Raw genomic sequence first — 17,597 nt, 5'->3', positions numbered from 1 at the left:
CGTGCTGGCGACCGCGTAGGCTGTGTCGGACCGGCCGGGTCGGGAAACGGTCCGGCTCCGTCGCCTCGGTCAGTCCGTCGTGAGGTCGGGGAGCTGTTCGTCGATCTCGCTCACGTCGACGTCGAGCCAGTCCGGCACCTTGAGCTCCGACCCGAGCGCGTCGACGCTCTCGTCGAGCGTCACGCCCGGGCCCTCGGTCGCGAACTCGAAGGTCGCACCGCCGGGCTCGGTGAAGTACATCGACCAGAAGTAGTCGCGGTCCTTCCGCGAGGTCGTGATCAGGCCCGCCTCGCGGAAACGCTCGCTCCACTCCTTTTGCTCCCACTTCTCGCCGGTGTCGAAGGCGACGTGCAGGAAGGTTCCCGTTCCTTGGACTCCCTGTGGCGCGTTCGGGCGAACGAGCACGTCGACGTAGTTCGCGCCCTCCCTGTCGCCGGGGGCCTGATACCGGACGTGGTCGCCGGCCTGTGGGTAGTCGGCCCGACCGACCCGACTCCAGTCCATCGTTTCGAGCGCCCGGAAGGTCCCCGCCGGGTCGTTCGAGTGTATCGTGACGCTATGGAGCCCTCGAACGCCGTGTTCCGCGGGGACCGGGCCGCCGTCCCACGGGTCGATGTCGGACTCGCCGGTGACGAGTTCGAACGGTGTTCCGTCGGGGTCGGTGAAGCCGATCGCGGTCTCGCCGAACCGCTCCTCGACGGTGTGTTCGACGTCGTGCTCCTCGAAGCGGTCGATCCAGTACTCGACCGAGTCCTCGGGGATGACGAGGCCGGCCGCGCTGATCTGTCCCTTCCCGACGAGGCCCTCGTTCATGTCCGTGACCGGGAAGTAGGTCACGATCGAACCGGCCGTTCCGGACTCGTCCCCGTAGTAGAGGTGGTAGATCTCCTCGGGGATGTCGAATCGAACCGTTCGCTTGATGAACCGCAGCCCGATCACTTCCGTGAAGAAGTCCAGGTTCCGTTGCGGGTCGCTCGCGAACGCCGTTACGTGGTGTAGTCGGCTTATTTCTCCCATCGTACTTCACCGTTTACCATGCAGTAAAAGGATATACCGTTCGGGTTAGCGGCCGATTTTACTGGTTGGTAAACGGCCACGTCGAGAGGGGCCTCACTGGTCGGAATGGCAGTGGTTGTGGAGTTCGCCGACCCCTTCGACGCCGACGGTGACCGAATCGCCGTCCTCGAGCAAGACCTGGGGGTCCCTGAAGTAGCCGACGCCGTCGGGCGTCCCGGTGTAGATCACGTCGCCGGGTTCGAGGGTGAAGGCCCGCGAGCAGAACGAGACCAGTTCGTCGATCCCGAAGATGAGGTGACGGGTGTTCGACGCTTGAAGCCGCTCGCCGTTGACCTCGGTCCAGACGTCGAGATCCCCGAGGTCGGGGATCTCGTCGGGGGTGACGATGTCGGGACCGATCGGGCCGAACGTGTCGAGGCTCTTGCCGCGAACCCACTGCTCGTCGGCCATCTGGAGGTCGCGCGCGGAGACGTCGTTGCCCACCGTGTAGCCGGCGACGTGGTCGAGCGCGTTCTCTGGATCGACGTTCCGGGCTCGGTCCCCGATGACGGCGACGAGTTCGCCCTCGTAGTCGACCGCCTCCGTGAGCGTCGGGTCCCACTCGATCGCCGTCCCCGGTCCGGTGAGCGCCGTGGGGAACTTCGAGAACAACACCGGCGCGTCGGGTGCTTCGAACCCGCCCTCGTCGGCGTGGTCGGCGTAGTTCAACCCGACGCAGATCACCTTCGCCGGGTTCGTGACCGGGGCGTGTCGGTCGAGCGATTCGAGGTCGTAGGTCGCCTCGCCCGTCTCCGCAGCGTATTCGACGGCGAGTTCGACCTTCTCTCGCCAGCCCCACGTCGCGAGGAGGTCGACGGTTCCCCCGGGGAGGTCGACACCGATCTCGGCTGCCGCCTCCGGGACGTTGTAAACCGTCTCGCCGTCGACCACGCCCACCCACGCCGGGTCGTCGTCGGCCCCGAACCGTCCGATCCTCATCGGTGCGCGGGGCCCTCGTCGGCTCGCTGGTCGGTGCTGTCGGCCGGTCGTGAGTCGGTCATGGTGCTCCTCGTCCGTTGTCGACCCGTTCCATTAAGTTTACCGATCGGTAAAATTCGAGGGTCGGATTCGAGCGGGCGGTATCCGGTCGGTGTTCCTTCCGACCGAGGTGGCTCTATGATTGAACACCGGAGGCAGAACGAGGGAGGCGACCCCCGAGAAGGGAATCGACTCGTGGCTGTCGAGCCGTCGTGGACGGTCAGTTTCGGGCGGTCGAACGGGCGCGCTTGAACTCGGGCTCCTCGCCCGGCGGGGCGAGCGAGGAGATGACGAACTCGTCCAGCGCGCGGCGTATCTGTTCCGGCGCTTCGTCGTGGCCGAGCGAGATCCGCCGTCCGCGTGCGGCGTGTATCGCGTCGGTGATGAACTGCGCCGTGTTCTCGGGGTCGACGTCCCGGAAGACGCCCTGTTCGATCCCGCGTTCGATGACGCGGGTGATGCTGCGACGGATCTTGGTGTAGTGGCGGTTGAATATCTCGCGGTGCTGGTCGTCGTTCTGGGCCTGCGAGAACAGCTCGTGGTAGACGCGCATCCGGTCCCAGTGGTCGAAGTCGCTGGCGAACTCGGGGCCGAAGAGACACTGGTCGATCCGGGCGTCCAGCTCCGCCCAGAGGTCGTCGCTCTCGTCGACCGCGACGCTGCCCTCGTACTGCTCGATCACGTACTCGAGGAACGCCGAGATGAGGTCATGCTTGCCGTCGTAGTAGTAGTGGATCAACTGGCGGGTCATCTCGAACTCGTCGCCGATATCGCGCAGCCGGAGGTCGACGTAGCCGTGCTTGCTGAGCGCCCGAAAGGTCGCCTCCATGATCGCCCGCTCGGTGTCCGTAGCGGTTCCTCGTTCGCTGTCCGGGGTCATATATACCGTCGATAGGGTGGAGCGACGTATTAGATTCGTGGTTGCACCGCCCGTCGTCCCGACCGCTCACCGTTCTACGAGATGGATCCGCGACACGTACGGCAGAAAACGTTCGTCGGGAAGCCCGGCTACTGGACGTACGGCCCTCGCTGGCGGATCGGCTCCTCGTGTGGCGACCCGGCGACGGCGACCGCGCGGAACGCCTCCGCCCCGTCGCGTTCGAGAGTGACCTCCCGTGCGCTCGTGACCGGGAGGACGTCTCCCTCCGCGAACCGCTCCCCGTCGACCGTTCCGTGGCCGGCGACGCCGTAGAGGAAGCCCGACCAGCCGTCCGGTATCGTCCACGTCCAGCGGTCGGTGACCGCGACGTCGAGGTACTCCGTTCGCGTGTGGAGTTCGATCGGTGACCCGTCGCCGACGACGGTCGTCACGGTGGCACCGTCCTCCACCTCCGTCGGGAGCTCGTCGCCGGTCGCGTCGTCGTAGCTGGGGTCGATCCCCTTGGCCTCGCGCGGGAGGTTCACCCAGAGCTGGAGCCCACTACACGCGGCCCCGTCGGCGGGGAATTCGGAGTGTTGGATCCCGCTCCCGGCGGTGATCCGCATCACGTCGCCCTCGGTGGCCGTGTGCGTGACGCCGAGGGAGTCCCCGTGGTCCATCCCGCCGTCGATCATGTACGAGACGATCTCGAACCCCCCGTGTTCGTGCATCGGAAACCCCCGCTCGGGCTCGATGAAGAACCGCTCGAAGAGGACGAACGGGTCGAGGTGTTCGGGGTAGGTGTTCGTCGGGAAGGCGCGGTTCGAGTCCACACCGGTCCCGTGCCGAACCATCTCCCCGCCGATGGGGCCGACATCGGGTCGCGCTGGCTCGTTTGACATTCTGGTAAAATTCTGGTTCCGGACGTGATAAGCATCTCGAATCCGGAACCCGAACGTGCGTCGTCGGCCGTTCCGCGACGCGGTCACTCGGTTCGTGTGCCGCTGGAGACGGCCTCGGTGTGGAGGGTTCGGAGGACGATACCGAGGGTGACGAGCAGTATCACGACCGCGACCAGGACGAGCCAGTCGACACCGAACAGCCGGGGTGTCGCGGGTTCGGGATCCGCGATCCGCTCGTAGAGCAGGAGCACCATCGCGATGGCGGTCGATCCCTGTCCCAACAGGATTCGTTGCTTCGTGTTCATCTGAGCGTATCGAGTGCCGTATCGTCGGTCGTCAGTCCCGTTTCCCCGTTCCCGAGGCGAGTATCGGCCCTGGTTCGAAGACCGAGAGGTCGAAGTGGTGTCCCCCGCGGACCCAGTCGGCACCGATGAAGACGATCGAGCCCCCGCCGACGACGGCGAATACGACGAGAGCGACCAGCGTACTGCTGTCGTACGCCGTCGTCCCAGTGAGAACCGGTATCAACTGGCCGAGAGCCAACGAGACCCCGACCAGGACGTTGCCGACCCCGACGAACTGGTACCACTCGACACCGCCGAGGCGGCGGTCGAACCCACCGAGGACGAACGAGCACCCGGCGAGGGTCATCCCGCCGAGCAGGAGGGCGGTGGCCGGGTCGGCGGGTGACGGGAACCCGAAGGCGACGAGGATCGCCGACTGGAGCGCGATGACGAGGAGACCGACCAGCACGAACCACCGACGTTTCATATCGCCGCTTCGTGTCGTAGAACAATAAGGATACCTCCGCGCGGCGAACGCGAGCGACCGGGATTCTACGTCTACGCATTTCGTCGAGGTGTCCTGCACGTCGAGGGCTGGTACTGCTTCGAGGGGTCTCTCCGGCTCCCGAGGACGGCTTTCGAGAGGTGCACCAGAACACTATTTCGAGTCCTCCCCCTCCCGTCGGAGGATGGACGATGACTCCGGGTCGGGTCCGTTTTTCTCGGCGTCCGGGACGACCCCCGTCGGACTAATAGCGAAGACAACACACTCTTCTCCGGTAGTATCCAATGGCTTCGCACGACACGATGAATAGAGGGTCTGGTCTATCGTCGGATCTTGGGCTGCTGGCTCGTGGCGGTCTCCGGGCGGCGATACTCGTCGGTGCGCTCCAACTCGTCCCGCTCGCGTCGGCCCACGGCGGGACGGTCAGGATCGTCCAGTGGGCGTCGCTGCTCCCGCTCGTCACCGGGCTCGTCGTCGTCGCCGCCAGCATCTACCTCGGTCGGACCCTCGGCGCGGGTCGGGACCGATACGCCGTCTACGGGGTCTTCGCCGGGTTGGTGCTCGTCGCGGCCGGCGGCGTCGGGCTGGTACAGCTCTCGCAGATCCAGTCGTTCTCGGTCTCACAGTCGCCGATCCCGGAGGCGGCCTTCTACCCGGCGACCCTCCTCGTCGGCGCGCTCGTGCTGACCGGCAGCTTCGTCGCGGTCCAGCTTCGATGGCCCTCGCGCCCCCGGTACGCGATCCTCGGCATCGTCCTCGGGCTCTGGATCTCCTACTCGGCGGTCATGGACGCGCTCGGGGTCTACGGCCCGACCAACCCGGTGGGTTATCTCCTCGAACTCGCGCTGCCGGTGACGGTGGGCTACATCCTCTGGCGTGACTGTCGCCACCTGCTGGCCGACCTCCGGAATGACCGTCTCGCACGCCGTTTCGGGGCCGGGATCGCGCTCCTCGCCGCCGTCTTCTTCCTCTTCTCCTCGGGAATGTTGAGCTTCGCCATCGACGACGGCGTCGGGCTCTCGTGGACCCGGATCGACCTGGAGATATTCCCGATCCTCGCGCCGCTGGCGACCTGGCCCGCGCTCGAACTCTTCGTTCCCAGGCTCCCGTTCGTCACACCCGTCCTCGAAGCCGTCCTGCCGCCGGACCTGTTCGCGACGCCGCCGTACGTGCCGTTCCGGGCGGCGCTCTCGCCCGGCGTGGTCCTCTTCGTCGGGGTGCTCGGTGGGCTGGTCGGACTGAACGGGGCGGCCATCGCCCACTTCTGGAAGGGCGACGGAGCCGACGCCGGGGAGAACGATACGACGACGAACGCCATCACGGGAGCGCTCGCGCTGTCGGCCCCGAACGCGTGCTGTTGTTGTGGCCCCGTGCTCGCGGAGTTCGCGGTCGTCCTCCTCGGTCCCTCCACCGCGATGCCGCTCTACTGGCTGTTCATCGACCTCGCCTCCCCGGTGGGGATGATCTTCTTCGGCGTCACGATACTCGCGCTCACGGGGAACCTCGTTCGGGCCGACCGGATGAGCCAGGAGCCGAGGTCCTGCGTCGTTCGGGTCGACACGCCGTCCGCGAAGGCGTCGGGCGATTGAGGCACTCCACCGATGAGATTCCCCAACGGACTCGGCGTCGACACCGACCGATGGGGGATTCGGGTGGGTGCATCGTCGCTCGTCGGGGTCGCCGCGCTCGGCGCGATACCGTTCCTCGCCGCGGGGCACGTCCCGTCCACGGAGGCCACCGTCGGCTTTCGCTTCCCGATCCTCGTACTCGGGTCGGCCCTCGTGGGCTCGCTCGGTGGGGTCGGAGTGGTCGTCGCCCGAGCCCGACATCCACCGAGCCGGTTCGGCGGGAAGGGATTCTCCGGCGCGCTCGGGGTCGGGCTGACCCTCGTCGGTGTCCTCGTGTTGCTTCCGCTCGGGTCATCGAACCCCGAACTCACGCTACTGACCGGTGTGATGGGGGTCGTCGGCGCGATAGGACTCTCGCGGCGGATGCGTACCGGCGACAGAACGGTCGCGCTCTCGACCACCGGCGCGTTGACGCTTCACCAGTTCGTCGAGGGCATGGCGCTCGCCGGCGCGTACATCGCGGGTGGCGTGGTCGGGGTGACCGCAGCGGTGTTGCTGACGCTTCACACCGTCGCCGAGACCGCCGTCGTGGCGGGAACCCACGTCAGCGCTGCCGATACCTCCGGCGCGGTCGTCGCGGTCGGGCTGATGCAGACCGTCTACGTCGTCGCGGCCGGTGTCACCTTCGCGGTCGCGTGGTCGATACCCCTGTTCGTGCAGGACCTCGCCGCGGCGGGCGCGGCGGCCGTCCTGCTCGCCGTCGGGCTCCGCGAATGCTGGTCGGTCGTGGCCGATCGGTCGCCCTCCTGACGAGGTAGTCGGTGGGTCGCTTCGAACGAAGGAGCCACACCGCCGTCGTATCGAGGGCGCGAGTCAGCAACGTACCAGATATCGTACTGTCGATGTCACGTCGCCTTACTGGTGTTTCGTTTCGACGTTCAAGCCAGAAAGCACGACCTCGCTTCGCTCGAACCCTCGATCGATCCCTGGGATGGGGTCCGAAACGACCATGAACCTGCCACCATCGCTCCGACCGTCGTCGGCGCACACCGACCGTCGTCAGTTCGTCAAGCTCGCCCTCGGAACGGCCGCAACCGCCGTCGCGCTCCCCACGATGAGCGGCGTCGCCGCGGCTCACTTCCCGGACCAACTCGACATCGACGTCGAACCCGGATCGGAACGAAATCGGGTCGGGACCGGCGAGGACGGTCGAACGACGGTCGCGGTTCGCGCGACCACGTTCACGGACGAGGATGGAGAGCGCGTGACGTTCGACCCGACCGAGCGTGCCGTCAGATACCGATTCGGGACCGCGGACCTGCTCGCGAACGGCGGCGGTGCACGACCGGTCGATGATGGAACCGTCGAGGGCGACGATCTCGTTCTGACGTTTCCGACCGACGGAACCGGGTTCACGGGCGACGAGACGAGCGCGACCCTCTACTGGGAGCGGAGCGAGTCCGGCGAGCACGGCTACGCGGGGTCGGATACCGTCGAACTGCCGACCGACCTCTCGCCGAGCGATATCGACGTGTTGAACTACGCGCTCTCGCTCGAACACCTCGAACACGCGTTCTACCGGGACGCGCTGGCGTCGAGCGGCGGACGCTTCTCCGAACGCGAGGTCGAACGCTCCGAGGTCGCGCAGTACTTCGCGCGACCGACGCTCCGCTACTCGACGTACCAGCAGTTCGAGAACGTCCGTGACCACGAGAAGGCGCACGTCGAGGCGCTGACCACGACGATCGACGACCTCGGCGGCACTCCCGTTCGGGAAGCGGAGTACGAGTTCGGATACGGGACCGTTCCCGAGTTCGTCGCGACCGCGGCCCGTCTCGAGGACATCGGCGTGTCGGCGTACGCGGGTGCCGCCCCGTATCTCTCCGACCCGGACGTCCTCTCGGCCGCGCTGAGCATTCACTCGGTCGAGGCACGACACGCGAGCTACTTCGACACGCTGAACCTCCGTCGAGCGGCACCCGACGCGTTCGATACGGCGCGCTCGATGGCGCAGGTCGTCTCCCTCGCGAAGCAGTTCGTCGCTTCGGAGTAGCACTCGTTCGAGGGCGTTCTCCGTTCTCGATTTCGGTTCGGGTGCCCGTCATCGGGACGGTACCCGTCGACCCGTGGCGCACTGCCCTCGATTCGCTACTCGACGGTGATCCGAGTCGTGGCCGTCTGCAGGAATGCGGTTTCGTAGCCCTCATGTCGGGCGACCTGTGGCGGGGTTTCGACGGACAGTTCGAGGACGTCACCCGCCTGCACGGTATCGACCCCCGTGCCGTAGTGGTAGTCGAGTTCCGGATCGAGCGTTGGCGTAAGCGGGCCGTTGAACACTCGCCGTCCATCGCGTGTGAGCGTACCGGACAGCGACATCGCCGGCAGAACGAACCGGTTGTACGGCGTCCGTGCCGAGACGGCGAGATACGTGCTCCTGTCGATGTCGAAGTCAGTGGCATCCGGTATCACGGTGGCGACGAACACGATGTCGTCGGCCGTCTTCGTTCGGCCGAGCGTCCGGCCCGGAAGCGAACCGGCAGCGGGTGCGGTGGAGAGGGGCATCGTGTCCATTTTCATCGGGCTGATCGCCTGCCGGTTCCCCTTCCGGTCGTCGAGGCGTTGGAACGAGATGTTCTCGAGTGCCTCCCGACTGTAGTCGAACTCGAACTCGAAGGTCCGCGGTTCGGCGAACTGCCCGGCGAAACCCCGGAGTCGGCGGGTCGTCACGGTGGGGACGTCCACGGTCGCGGAGTAAGTGCCTTCCTCGGGGAGGGAGACGTTGTCGCCTGCATGAAAGCCCATGTTCTGGGAGATCATCGTCCAGGGGGTGTTCGTCGTGACCTCCTCGCCGTCCTGGGAGACCGTTATCGTCGGGCCGGTGTCCATCACGTACATCCCCGTCGCGGCGTCCCAGACGCTGACCATGAGGTGGAGCGTGTCGTCGGACGCTATCGAGACCTTCTCGGTATCACCTCCGGTGACGGTCCAGAACCGATGTGGATAGCTGTAGGTCAGCGCACATCGAAGCGTCCCCGGCTGGCCCTTCGTTCCGGACATCCCGGACATGCTGGAGTTGTTCTCCATCCCACTCATCCCGGACATCCCAGACATGCTGGAGTTGTTTTCCGTCCCGCTCATCCCGGACATCCCGTTCATCGAGGAGTTGTTGTCCGTCTCGTTCATCCCGGACATGCCGCCCATCGAGGAATTGTTGTCCGTCCCGTTCATCCCACTCATGCCAGCCATCTCCATCCCCTCCTTGTGCGAGGGAATGTAGACCCCATCCGGTCGGTTCTCGACCATCGGTGGTGCGTACTGGGACCCCGTGGTGAACAGTTGGGTACAGCCGGCGAGTCCACTGGACCCGAGAGTCGCAAAGACCGCTCCGGAGCGCAAGAACCTACGGCGATTCATCAGTACTGGGTCTCACAGCGGTGTCCCCCTATCCGTTCTGGTGCGGTTCTCGAAATCCCGGCGGTCGGGGTTCGACGGTCCCTCCCGAGCGTGGCCCACCGGTCGTACATATCGCGGGACGGCAGCGCGTTCGATGGACGAACCAGAACGCGCTTTTGGCTCGAACCCCACGTGATCGTATGCTTCCTCGCACGGACCGTGGCGTCTCGCGACGTGCGTTCGTGAAGGCCGCGGTCGCTATCGGCGGCGGGTCGGCGCTCGCGGCATGTACGGCACGTGAGGACACCCCCGACCTCCCGACGGGCCCGGACGACCTCTCCGGGTTCCCCGCGCGCCAGCACGCCTGGAACGACGTTCTCGACCTGGACGACGCCGACAACCACCTCGGGCCGCGCCACCGGGTGCTGCTGTACCTCGACTACGCCGGCGACGGCACACCCACCGATGCCGACCGCCGGACCGTCGAACGGGCGCTTCGGGGGCTCGAACACGCGTACCCCCGCTCGAACGACGGCCTGCTCTTCACGGTGAGTTACTCGTCGGCGTACTTCGACCGGTTCGGCGACTCGCTTCCGAAGTCGGTGGACCTCACGGCACCGAAGGCCCTCACCCCGTTCGAGGAGCCGACGCTCGATACCCCCGACGCGGTCGTCCACCTCGCGAGCGACTACGGGAGCGTCGTGCTCGGGGCCGAACAGGCGCTTCTCGGTGAGCAGGACGAACTCAACGGGGTAGCCATCGAGACGGACCTCGGGGGCGTGCTCGAACGAACCGACCGCCGGACGGGGTTCGTCGGCGAGGGACTGCCCGCCGACAACCAGGACGTCGACGGGATCCCCGACTCCGAGCCCGTGCCGGACGACGCACCGCTCTACATGGGGTTCAAATCGGGATTCGACAAGAATCAGGCGACGGAGGACCGCGTGACGATCCGGTCGGGTCCGTTCGCCGAGGGGAGCGTGCAGCAGATCTCGAAGATCCAGCTCCACCTCGACCAGTGGTACGACCAGGACAGCCGGTCACAGCGGGTCAGCAAGATGTTCTGTCCCGCACACGCCGAGTCGGGAGCGGTCGAGGGCGTCGGCGCGAATCTCGGCCGGTCGAGCGGGATGGACGACTGTGCGCCGGCGGCGACGGCGGCACGCGAGTCCGGTGTCGTCGGCCACTCCCAGAAGGTGATGCGGACACGCGAGAACGACCGCCCGATCATCCTCAGACGGGACTTCGATTCGACCGACGGCGGCGATGCCGGGCTCCACTTCCTCTCGCTCCAGCGGACGACCGAGGACTTCACCCGAACACGGGACGCGATGAACGGGACCGACCTCGCGTCCGAGTCCGCGCTCGGGCAGAAGAACAACAACGGGATCCTCCAGTACATGAGCGTCACCAACCGCGGGAACTACCTCGTGCCGCCACGCGCACACCGGGCACTTCCGGTGCCACAGCCGACGTAGCTCCGGTGCCACAGCCGACGTAGCTCCGGTGTCACAGCCGACGTAGCGCTCGCTCCTCGTTCCCATCGCGAAGACGAATCACTGAGAGTGGTTTGGATCTGGCAGCGTTGTCCGAGGATCGGCTATCGACGGAAGGCGGGTCGGGAGTACGCCTTAGAAAACAAGGCGAAACCGGTTTCGGGTTCCGGATCCTACTTCGAATGTGCGAACCATCGACGAGACCGACGCCGAGATCCTCCGACTGCTGACCGAGGACGCCCGCCGTCCGTACCGTGAGATCGCCGACGCCGTCGGTCTCAGTTCCCCGTCGGTCTCCGACCGCGTGAGCCGGCTCGAGGAGCTCGGGATCATCCGTCGGTTCACCCTCGACCTCGACCGCTCGAAGCTCCGGGGCGGCACACCCGTTCTGGTCGAGCTCTCGGTGCGACCGGATGCAGTCGAGGCGGTCCGTGAGACGCTCACGCGTGCCGATGGGGTCGAACACGTGTTCACGGCGGCCGACCCGCGGGTCTTCTTCCAGTCCCGCCTCCAGGACGCGAACGTTCGTGCGTTCCTCTCGGATACGTTCGACGAAGACGGACTGGACGCGATAACCGACTACGAGGTCGTCGTCCTCACGGACGCCGACTGGACGCCGCAGGTCGGCGGGACCGACCTCGCGATAACCTGTGCCGAGTGCGGCAACGAGGTCGGCGAGGAGGGCGAGACCCTCCGTGTCGACGGCGACCTCTACTATCTCTGTTGTCCATCGTGTCTAGAGCAGTTCGAGGCCCGGTACGAACAGTTCAGCGCCGGTGCCTGATCGGGACGAACGACGGTGCTGCTGTATCGTCCCGAGCGGGATACCGGAGAAACCCGCGGTCCGGAGCCATCGATCGCCTTCGGATCGTAGGTCGAGGTCGTTCGATGCCTACGTATCTGAAGAAGAGAGGCATTGAACGAGGACCCCGTATGTACTATCGATGAGTGAGCGAAACGTGCGACTCGACATTCGGGGCATGAGCTGTGCGACGTGCGCCGAGTCGATAACGGAGTCGCTGGACGGCCTCGCGGGGGTGAACGAGGCGACGGTCAACTACGCGACCGACGAGGCGACCGTCGAGTACGACCCCGAGGAAGCGTCGTTGGCGGGCATCTATGCGGCGATCGACGACGCCGGCTACGAGGCGGTGAGCACCTCGGTCACCATCGCCATCACGGACATGACGTGTGCGAACTGCGCCGAGACGAACGAGGAGGCGCTCGAACGCGTGCCGGGCGTGATCTCGGCGGCGGTCAACTACGCGACCGATGAGGCGACCGTCGAGTACGACCCCGCCGAGACCGACCACGAACGGCTCTACGAGGCGATCGAGGACGCCGGCTACTCCCCGGTGCGCGACGACGGGAGCGACGGTTCCGAATCGGAGCAGCGCGACACCGCGCACGAGAACGAGATCCGCCGTCAGCGGCGGCTCACGCTGTTCGGCGCGGCACTGTCCCTGCCGCTGATCGCGTTCATGGTCGAGAAACTGTTACTGGGTGGCGGTGCGCTCCCCGAGACGGTCTTCGGGCTGGAGCTCGATTGGGTGGAGTTCCTGCTCGCGACGCCGGTCCAGCTCGTGCTCGGGCGGCCGTTCTACGCCAACGCCTACAAGGCGCTCGTGAAGAACCGCCGCGCCAACATGGACGTGCTGATCGCTCTCGGCTCCTCGACGGCCTACCTCTACTCGGTGGTCGTCCTGCTGGGCGTGTTAGCGGGGAGCATGTACTTCGATACGGCCGCGCTGATCCTCGTGTTCATCACGCTCGGCAACTACCTCGAAGCCCGTTCGAAGGGTCGGGCCGGCGCGGCGCTCCAGCAGCTCCTCGAACTGGAGGCCGACACCGCGATCGTCGTCGATGGGGACGGCAACGAAACGGAGGTCCCGCTCGACGAGGTCGCCGTCGGCGACCGGCTGAAGGTCCGGCCGGGCGAACGGGTCCCGACCGACGGCGTCGTCGTCGACGGGCGGTCGGCGGTCGACGAGTCGATGGTCACCGGCGAGTCGGTGCCCGTCGAGAAGAGCGAGGGCGACGAGGTGGTCGGATCGACCATCAACGAGAACGGCGTCCTCACGGTCGAGGCGACCAAGGTCGGTTCGGAGACGGCGCTCCAGCAGATCGTGCAAACGGTCAAGGAGGCGCAGTCGCGCCAGCCGGACATCCAGAACCTCGCCGACCGTATCTCGGCGTACTTCGTCCCCATCGTGATCGCGAACGCGGTGCTCTGGGGGGTCGTCTGGTATCTCTTCCCCGAGGCGCTCGCGGGGTTCGTCGGCTGGCTGCCGGTGTGGAGCCTCGTCGCGGGCGGGCCGGCGGCCGCCGGCGGGGCGGTCTCGGTCTTCGAGTTCGCGGTCGTGGTGTTCGCCTCGGCCGTGCTGATCGCCTGTCCCTGCGCGCTCGGGCTCGCGACCCCGGCGGCGACGATGGTCGGGACCTCGATCGGCGCGAAGAACGGCATCCTGTTCAAGGGCGGTGACGTCCTCGAACGCGCCAAGGACGTCGACACGGTCGTGTTCGACAAGACCGGGACGCTCACCGAGGGCGAGATGGAACTGACCGACGTCGTTCCCCTCGATGCCGCTTCCGCACCGGACAGCTCCGAGACGGCGACCGACGGCGGTACGCGAGCGGTCGGCGGCGCGGAGGCCACGACGAACCGGACCGACGAGGCGATGGTGCTCCACGCCGCCGCGAGCGCCGAGTCCGGGAGCGAACACCCGCTCGCGCGGGCCATCGTCGACGGAGCCGAAGAGCGCGGCATCGAACGCACCGACCCCGAAGACTTCGAGAACGTACCGGGGCAGGGGATCCGGGCGACGGTCGGCGGGGAGGCGGTGCTCGTCGGCAACCGCCCGTTCGTCCGCGAGAACGGTGTCGACCCCTCGGCCGCCGCCGAAGCGCTCGACCGGCTCGAAGGCGAGGGCAAGACCGCGTTGTTAGTCGTGCGGGGGGACACGTTGCTCGGGCTCGTCGCCACCGCCGACACGGTCAAGAGGAGCGCCGAGGAGGCCGTCACGGCGCTCCACGAGCGCGGTGTCTCGGTCCACATGATCACCGGCGACAACGAGCGGACGGCCGAAGCGGTCGCCGAGGCGGTCGGCATCGACCCCGCGAACGTCCGAGCGGGGGTTCTCCCCGAGGACAAGTCGGCTGCCATCGACGACATCCAGCGGGACGGTCGAAGCGCGATGATGGTCGGCGACGGGGTCAACGACGCGCCGGCGCTCGCGACCGCCGCCGTCGGGACCGCGATCGGCTCCGGGACCGACGTCGCCATCGAGGCCGCCGACGTCACCCTGCTGCGCGACGACCCGTTCGACGTGGTGAAGGCGATCCGGATCAGCGACGGCACGCTCCGGAAGATCGAACAGAACCTCTTCTGGGCGCTCGGCTACAACACCGCGATGATCCCGCTGGCCTCGCTGGGCCTGCTCCAGCCCGCGCTGGCCGCGGCCGCGATGGCGTTCTCGTCGGTCTCGGTGCTCTCGAACAGCCTGCTGTTCCGCCGGTACACCCCCGACCACGACTACGAGCTGCTCGGGTTCCTCCGGTAACGGGCATCGTCGTGTGCGACCCCGGCAGCCCGAACGTATCGAACGAACTATACGATCGGTCTGGGCAGATCCGACGATGAATCCCTATCCCCTCCTCGGGCTGGCGATCGTCATCGAGGTCGTCGCGACGACGGCGCTCCAGTATTCGGCGGGGTTCACGAACCCGGTTCCGACCGCGGTCGTCGTCGTTGGCTATCTCGCGTCGTTCTACCTCCTGAGTCTGATCCTGAGCCAGCTCCCGATCGGGCTCGTCTACGCGACGTGGTCGGCGGGCGCGATCGTGCTCATCGCGGCCATCGGCACCGTGTTCCTCGGACAGCGGATCGACCCCGCCGGCGTCGTCGGTATCGGCCTCATCGTCGCGGGCGTCTACCTGCTCAACGTGGTCTCCGACGTCTCCGTTCACTAGCGCCGTGCCGCCGGGTCCCGTCGAGAACCGGTAGAAAAAGAGAGAGAAAGGAGCCGTCGTCGGCCCCGTTTTCGTTCGGCCGGTGAACCGTCCCTCGTCGGTCAGTAGGTCTCCTCGGGCTCTATCGGGCCGCTGAAGACCGAGTACAGCACCGCGAAGTAGGCGAGGATGATGGGGAGCAGGACACCCGCCATGATCGTCATCAGGTTGAGCGAGAGGAGCGGGACGACCGCCGCCCCGACGGTCAGGTCGGCCGCCGGGTCGATCGTCGGATAGAGGAGGGTCGCGACGAGCGCGACCAGACCGAACGCCAGCCCGCCCGACGCACAGAACGCCGCCAGGTCGGCCTCCCGTCGATGGGCGACGACCACGCCCGCGACGAGGAGGACCGTGAGCACCACGAGCGCGAGCGGGAGCGGGGCGAGCAGGGCATCGCGGAGACGCGGCGTCATCACGAGGAGCCAGCCCAGCGTGACCACGACCAACACCAGATACGCGACGGCGGCGCGCGTTCCGTACCGGCGCATCTCCGTCGGGAGCGCCCCGCGGGTTTTGAGCACGAGGAAACCGCTGCCCTCGACGATGGTGAGGGCGACGACGGCGAGCCCGACCACGACGCCGGGGATCGTCACCAGCTGTGTCGAGCCGAGGAGCCAGTTCGCGGCGAACATCCCGAGCGTGAACGGCGCGGCGACGCTACCGACGACGAACGCCCAGCCCCACGCCCGACGCCACTCGCGGTCCTCGCGCTGCTCGTAGAACTCGGGGGCGAGTCCTCGGAGCCCCAGCGCGAACAGCAGCGCGAACAGCAGGAGGTAGTTGCGGCTGAACAGGTTGGCGTAGACCGCCGGGAACGCCGCGAACATCGCCCCGCCGAACACCACCAGCCAGACCTCGTTGCCGTCCCAGAACGGGCCGACCGCGGCGAGCAACTGGTGGCGGTCCTCCTCGTCGTTCCGGGTGGCGAACAGCGCGCCGATACCGAAATCGAACCCGTCGAGGAACAGGAACATCGCGAGGAAGAAGAAGAGGACGACGAACCAGACCGCTTCGAGCGGGAGGCCGAACAACGGGGCCGAATCGAGCGAGAGCACCGACTCAATCATCCGTCGACACCCCCTGGTCGCCCGGATGCCGGTCGGGACCGTCCTGGATCGCCGGCGGGCCACGGCGAACGAGTCGGACGAGAACGTAGACGACGAGGACGAGCAGGCCGAAGTAGCCGACGGCGAACCCCGCGAAGGTGAGGAGGGCGTCGGATCCCGAGAGACCTGGCGAGACCGCCTCGGAGGTCCGCATCACGCCCTGGATGATCCACGGTTGGCGACCGATCTCGGCCACCATCCAGCCGAACTCCACCGCGATGAACCCGAGCACCGAGGAGGCCATCAGCGCCTTGTGGAGCAGCCGGTCCTCGAAGAGCTCGCCGGTCCGCCAGCGGTAGCCACCCCAGAACGCGAGCACGATGAACCAGAAACCGAGTGCGACCATGATCCGGAACGACCAGAAGACGACCGCGATCGGCGGCGTGCCGACGTTCGCGAACTCGCTGAGCCCGGTGATCGGGGCGTTCGGGTTCCCGCCGCTCGCCAGCCAGCTCGCCATGCCGGGGATCCCGATCCCCACGAGCTCCTTGGCCCGCGGGTCGAAGATCTGGCTGAGCGTGGTCGGGAACGCGATGATGTACTCCGGAACGTAGCGGGCGGTCTCCCAGACCGCCTCCATCGCGGCGAACTTCTCGGGCTGGGTGTTCGCGATGTGGCGCGCGTAGGCGTCGCCGTGGATGACTTGGAAGGGGGCCGAGACCACCATCACCGCGAGCGCGGACTTCAGCGAGCGCTCCCAGAACGCCGTCGCCCGACCCGACCAGACGTAGTACGCCGAGATCCCCGCGATCAACAGCGCCACCGAGAGCACCGCCGAGTTCTGCATGTGGACGAACTCCCAGAAGAACCGGGGGTTCGCGTACGCGGCGATCGGGTCGGTGAGCGTGATGACCGTCTCGCCGTTCCGCGTGACCAGCTGGTACCCCCGTGGGTGCTGCATCCAGGAGTTGACGATGAGGATCCACGTCGCCGAGAGCCACGACCCGAGCCCGGTCAGGAAGGCCGACGCGAAGTAGGTGCGGTCGGAGACCCGGTCGCGGCCGAAGAGGAACACCCCGAGGAAGACGGCTTCGAGGAAGAACGCCATCATCCCCTCGGTGGCGAGCGGGCCCGCGATGACGGCCCCGGCGGCCCGCGAGAACTCCGACCAGTTGGTGCCGAACTCGAACTCGAGGACGATCCCGGTCACGGTCCCGGTCACGAAACTGATCGCGAATATCCGGGCCCAGAACCGACGGAGCTGTTCGTAGACCGGCTCGTGGGTCCGTATCTCCTTCCACGTGAAGTAGACCAGAAAGGGCGCGAGTCCCATGCTCAGCACGGGAAACACGATGTGGACGATGACCGTCAGCGCGAACTGGGCCCGACTCAGGACGACGGGATCAACCATACGCTCTCGTCCGACCGGGACAGGATTGAGTTTCGAACCCCAGCATCGGGGGTCCTTTATCCGTGTGCCGGCGAACGGCCGTGCTCGGGCC

The 17,597-nt window shown here is 66.9% G+C and carries 16 protein-coding genes; 7 read left to right on the top strand and 9 right to left on the bottom strand.

The window, feature by feature from the left end:
- Positions 1-69 precede the first annotated feature (69 nt).
- The 6 genes from D3261_RS06710 to D3261_RS06685 all read right to left on the bottom strand — a co-directional run bounded on the left by D3261_RS06710 (position 70) and on the right by D3261_RS06685 (position 4,566).
- A complete protein-coding gene (locus D3261_RS06710) occupies positions 70-1,017 on the bottom strand; it encodes a VOC family protein (protein ID WP_120070591.1) in 948 nt (315 codons plus the stop codon).
- A 93-nt stretch (positions 1,018-1,110) separates the two neighbouring features.
- On the bottom strand, positions 1,111-1,995 hold the full coding sequence (locus D3261_RS06705; RefSeq protein ID WP_120070588.1) for a fumarylacetoacetate hydrolase family protein: 885 nt from the start codon (positions 1,993-1,995) through the stop codon (positions 1,111-1,113).
- A 259-nt stretch (positions 1,996-2,254) separates the two neighbouring features.
- Entirely contained in the window at positions 2,255-2,914 is a 660-nt protein-coding gene (locus D3261_RS06700) for a TetR/AcrR family transcriptional regulator (protein ID WP_394337574.1), read from the bottom strand.
- A 128-nt stretch (positions 2,915-3,042) separates the two neighbouring features.
- Complete coding sequence (locus D3261_RS06695) at positions 3,043-3,795, bottom strand: pirin family protein (protein ID WP_120070585.1); 753 nt, start codon at positions 3,793-3,795, stop codon at positions 3,043-3,045.
- Between the two features lie 83 nt (positions 3,796-3,878).
- Positions 3,879-4,100: a hypothetical protein gene (locus D3261_RS06690; protein ID WP_120070582.1), complete on the bottom strand. Its 222-nt coding sequence runs from the start codon at positions 4,098-4,100 to the stop codon at positions 3,879-3,881.
- A 31-nt stretch (positions 4,101-4,131) separates the two neighbouring features.
- Entirely contained in the window at positions 4,132-4,566 is a 435-nt protein-coding gene (locus tag D3261_RS06685) for a hypothetical protein (RefSeq protein ID WP_120070579.1), read from the bottom strand.
- Between the two features lie 302 nt (positions 4,567-4,868).
- Here D3261_RS06685 and D3261_RS06680 point away from each other — a divergent pair, with 302 nt between their 5' ends.
- From D3261_RS06680 to D3261_RS06670, 3 genes are all read left to right on the top strand, one after another.
- Entirely contained in the window at positions 4,869-6,173 is a 1,305-nt protein-coding gene (locus tag D3261_RS06680) for a hypothetical protein (RefSeq protein ID WP_233553913.1), read from the top strand.
- Between the two features lie 12 nt (positions 6,174-6,185).
- A complete protein-coding gene (locus D3261_RS06675; RefSeq protein ID WP_120070576.1) occupies positions 6,186-6,962 on the top strand; it encodes a hypothetical protein in 777 nt (258 codons plus the stop codon).
- Between the two features lie 199 nt (positions 6,963-7,161).
- Positions 7,162-8,205: a ferritin-like domain-containing protein gene (locus tag D3261_RS06670; protein WP_199693939.1), complete on the top strand. Its 1,044-nt coding sequence runs from the start codon at positions 7,162-7,164 to the stop codon at positions 8,203-8,205.
- A gap of 95 nt (positions 8,206-8,300) precedes the next feature.
- Here D3261_RS06670 and D3261_RS06665 read toward each other — a convergent pair whose 3' ends face one another.
- Entirely contained in the window at positions 8,301-9,566 is a 1,266-nt protein-coding gene (locus D3261_RS06665; RefSeq protein ID WP_120070573.1) for a hypothetical protein, read from the bottom strand.
- Positions 9,567-9,745: 179 nt separating this feature from the next.
- Between D3261_RS06665 and D3261_RS06660 the strand changes: the two genes are divergently transcribed.
- The 4 genes from D3261_RS06660 (at position 9,746) to D3261_RS06645 (ending at position 15,010) form a co-directional block, all read left to right on the top strand.
- A complete protein-coding gene (locus D3261_RS06660; RefSeq protein WP_120070570.1) occupies positions 9,746-11,023 on the top strand; it encodes a Dyp-type peroxidase domain-containing protein in 1,278 nt (425 codons plus the stop codon).
- A gap of 202 nt (positions 11,024-11,225) precedes the next feature.
- Positions 11,226-11,825, top strand: coding sequence for an AsnC family transcriptional regulator (locus D3261_RS06655; RefSeq protein WP_120070567.1), 600 nt, complete (start codon positions 11,226-11,228; stop codon positions 11,823-11,825).
- A gap of 160 nt (positions 11,826-11,985) precedes the next feature.
- Positions 11,986-14,601: a heavy metal translocating P-type ATPase gene (locus D3261_RS06650; RefSeq protein ID WP_120070564.1), complete on the top strand. Its 2,616-nt coding sequence runs from the start codon at positions 11,986-11,988 to the stop codon at positions 14,599-14,601.
- 76 nt (positions 14,602-14,677) lie between these two features.
- Complete coding sequence (locus D3261_RS06645) at positions 14,678-15,010, top strand: multidrug efflux SMR transporter (RefSeq protein ID WP_120070561.1); 333 nt, start codon at positions 14,678-14,680, stop codon at positions 15,008-15,010.
- Positions 15,011-15,111: 101 nt separating this feature from the next.
- Here the strand turns inward: D3261_RS06645 and cydB are convergent, their stop codons facing one another.
- Both cydB and D3261_RS06635 read right to left on the bottom strand, forming a co-directional pair.
- Positions 15,112-16,116 (bottom strand): cytochrome d ubiquinol oxidase subunit II, encoded by a 1,005-nt coding sequence (cydB, locus tag D3261_RS06640; RefSeq protein ID WP_120070558.1) that lies wholly within the window; start codon positions 16,114-16,116, stop codon positions 15,112-15,114.
- On the bottom strand, positions 16,109-17,506 hold the full coding sequence (locus tag D3261_RS06635) for a cytochrome ubiquinol oxidase subunit I (protein ID WP_120070555.1): 1,398 nt from the start codon (positions 17,504-17,506) through the stop codon (positions 16,109-16,111). The genes cydB and D3261_RS06635 overlap by 8 nt, the downstream gene beginning before the upstream one ends.
- Positions 17,507-17,597: the final 91 nt, after the last annotated feature.

The organism is Halococcus sp. IIIV-5B, assembly GCF_003602035.1.
Lineage (GTDB): Archaea > Halobacteriota > Halobacteria > Halobacteriales > Halococcaceae > Halococcus > Halococcus salsus.
Note: the sequence above shows the minus strand (reverse complement) of the source record. Positions and strands in the feature narration are given on the sequence as shown.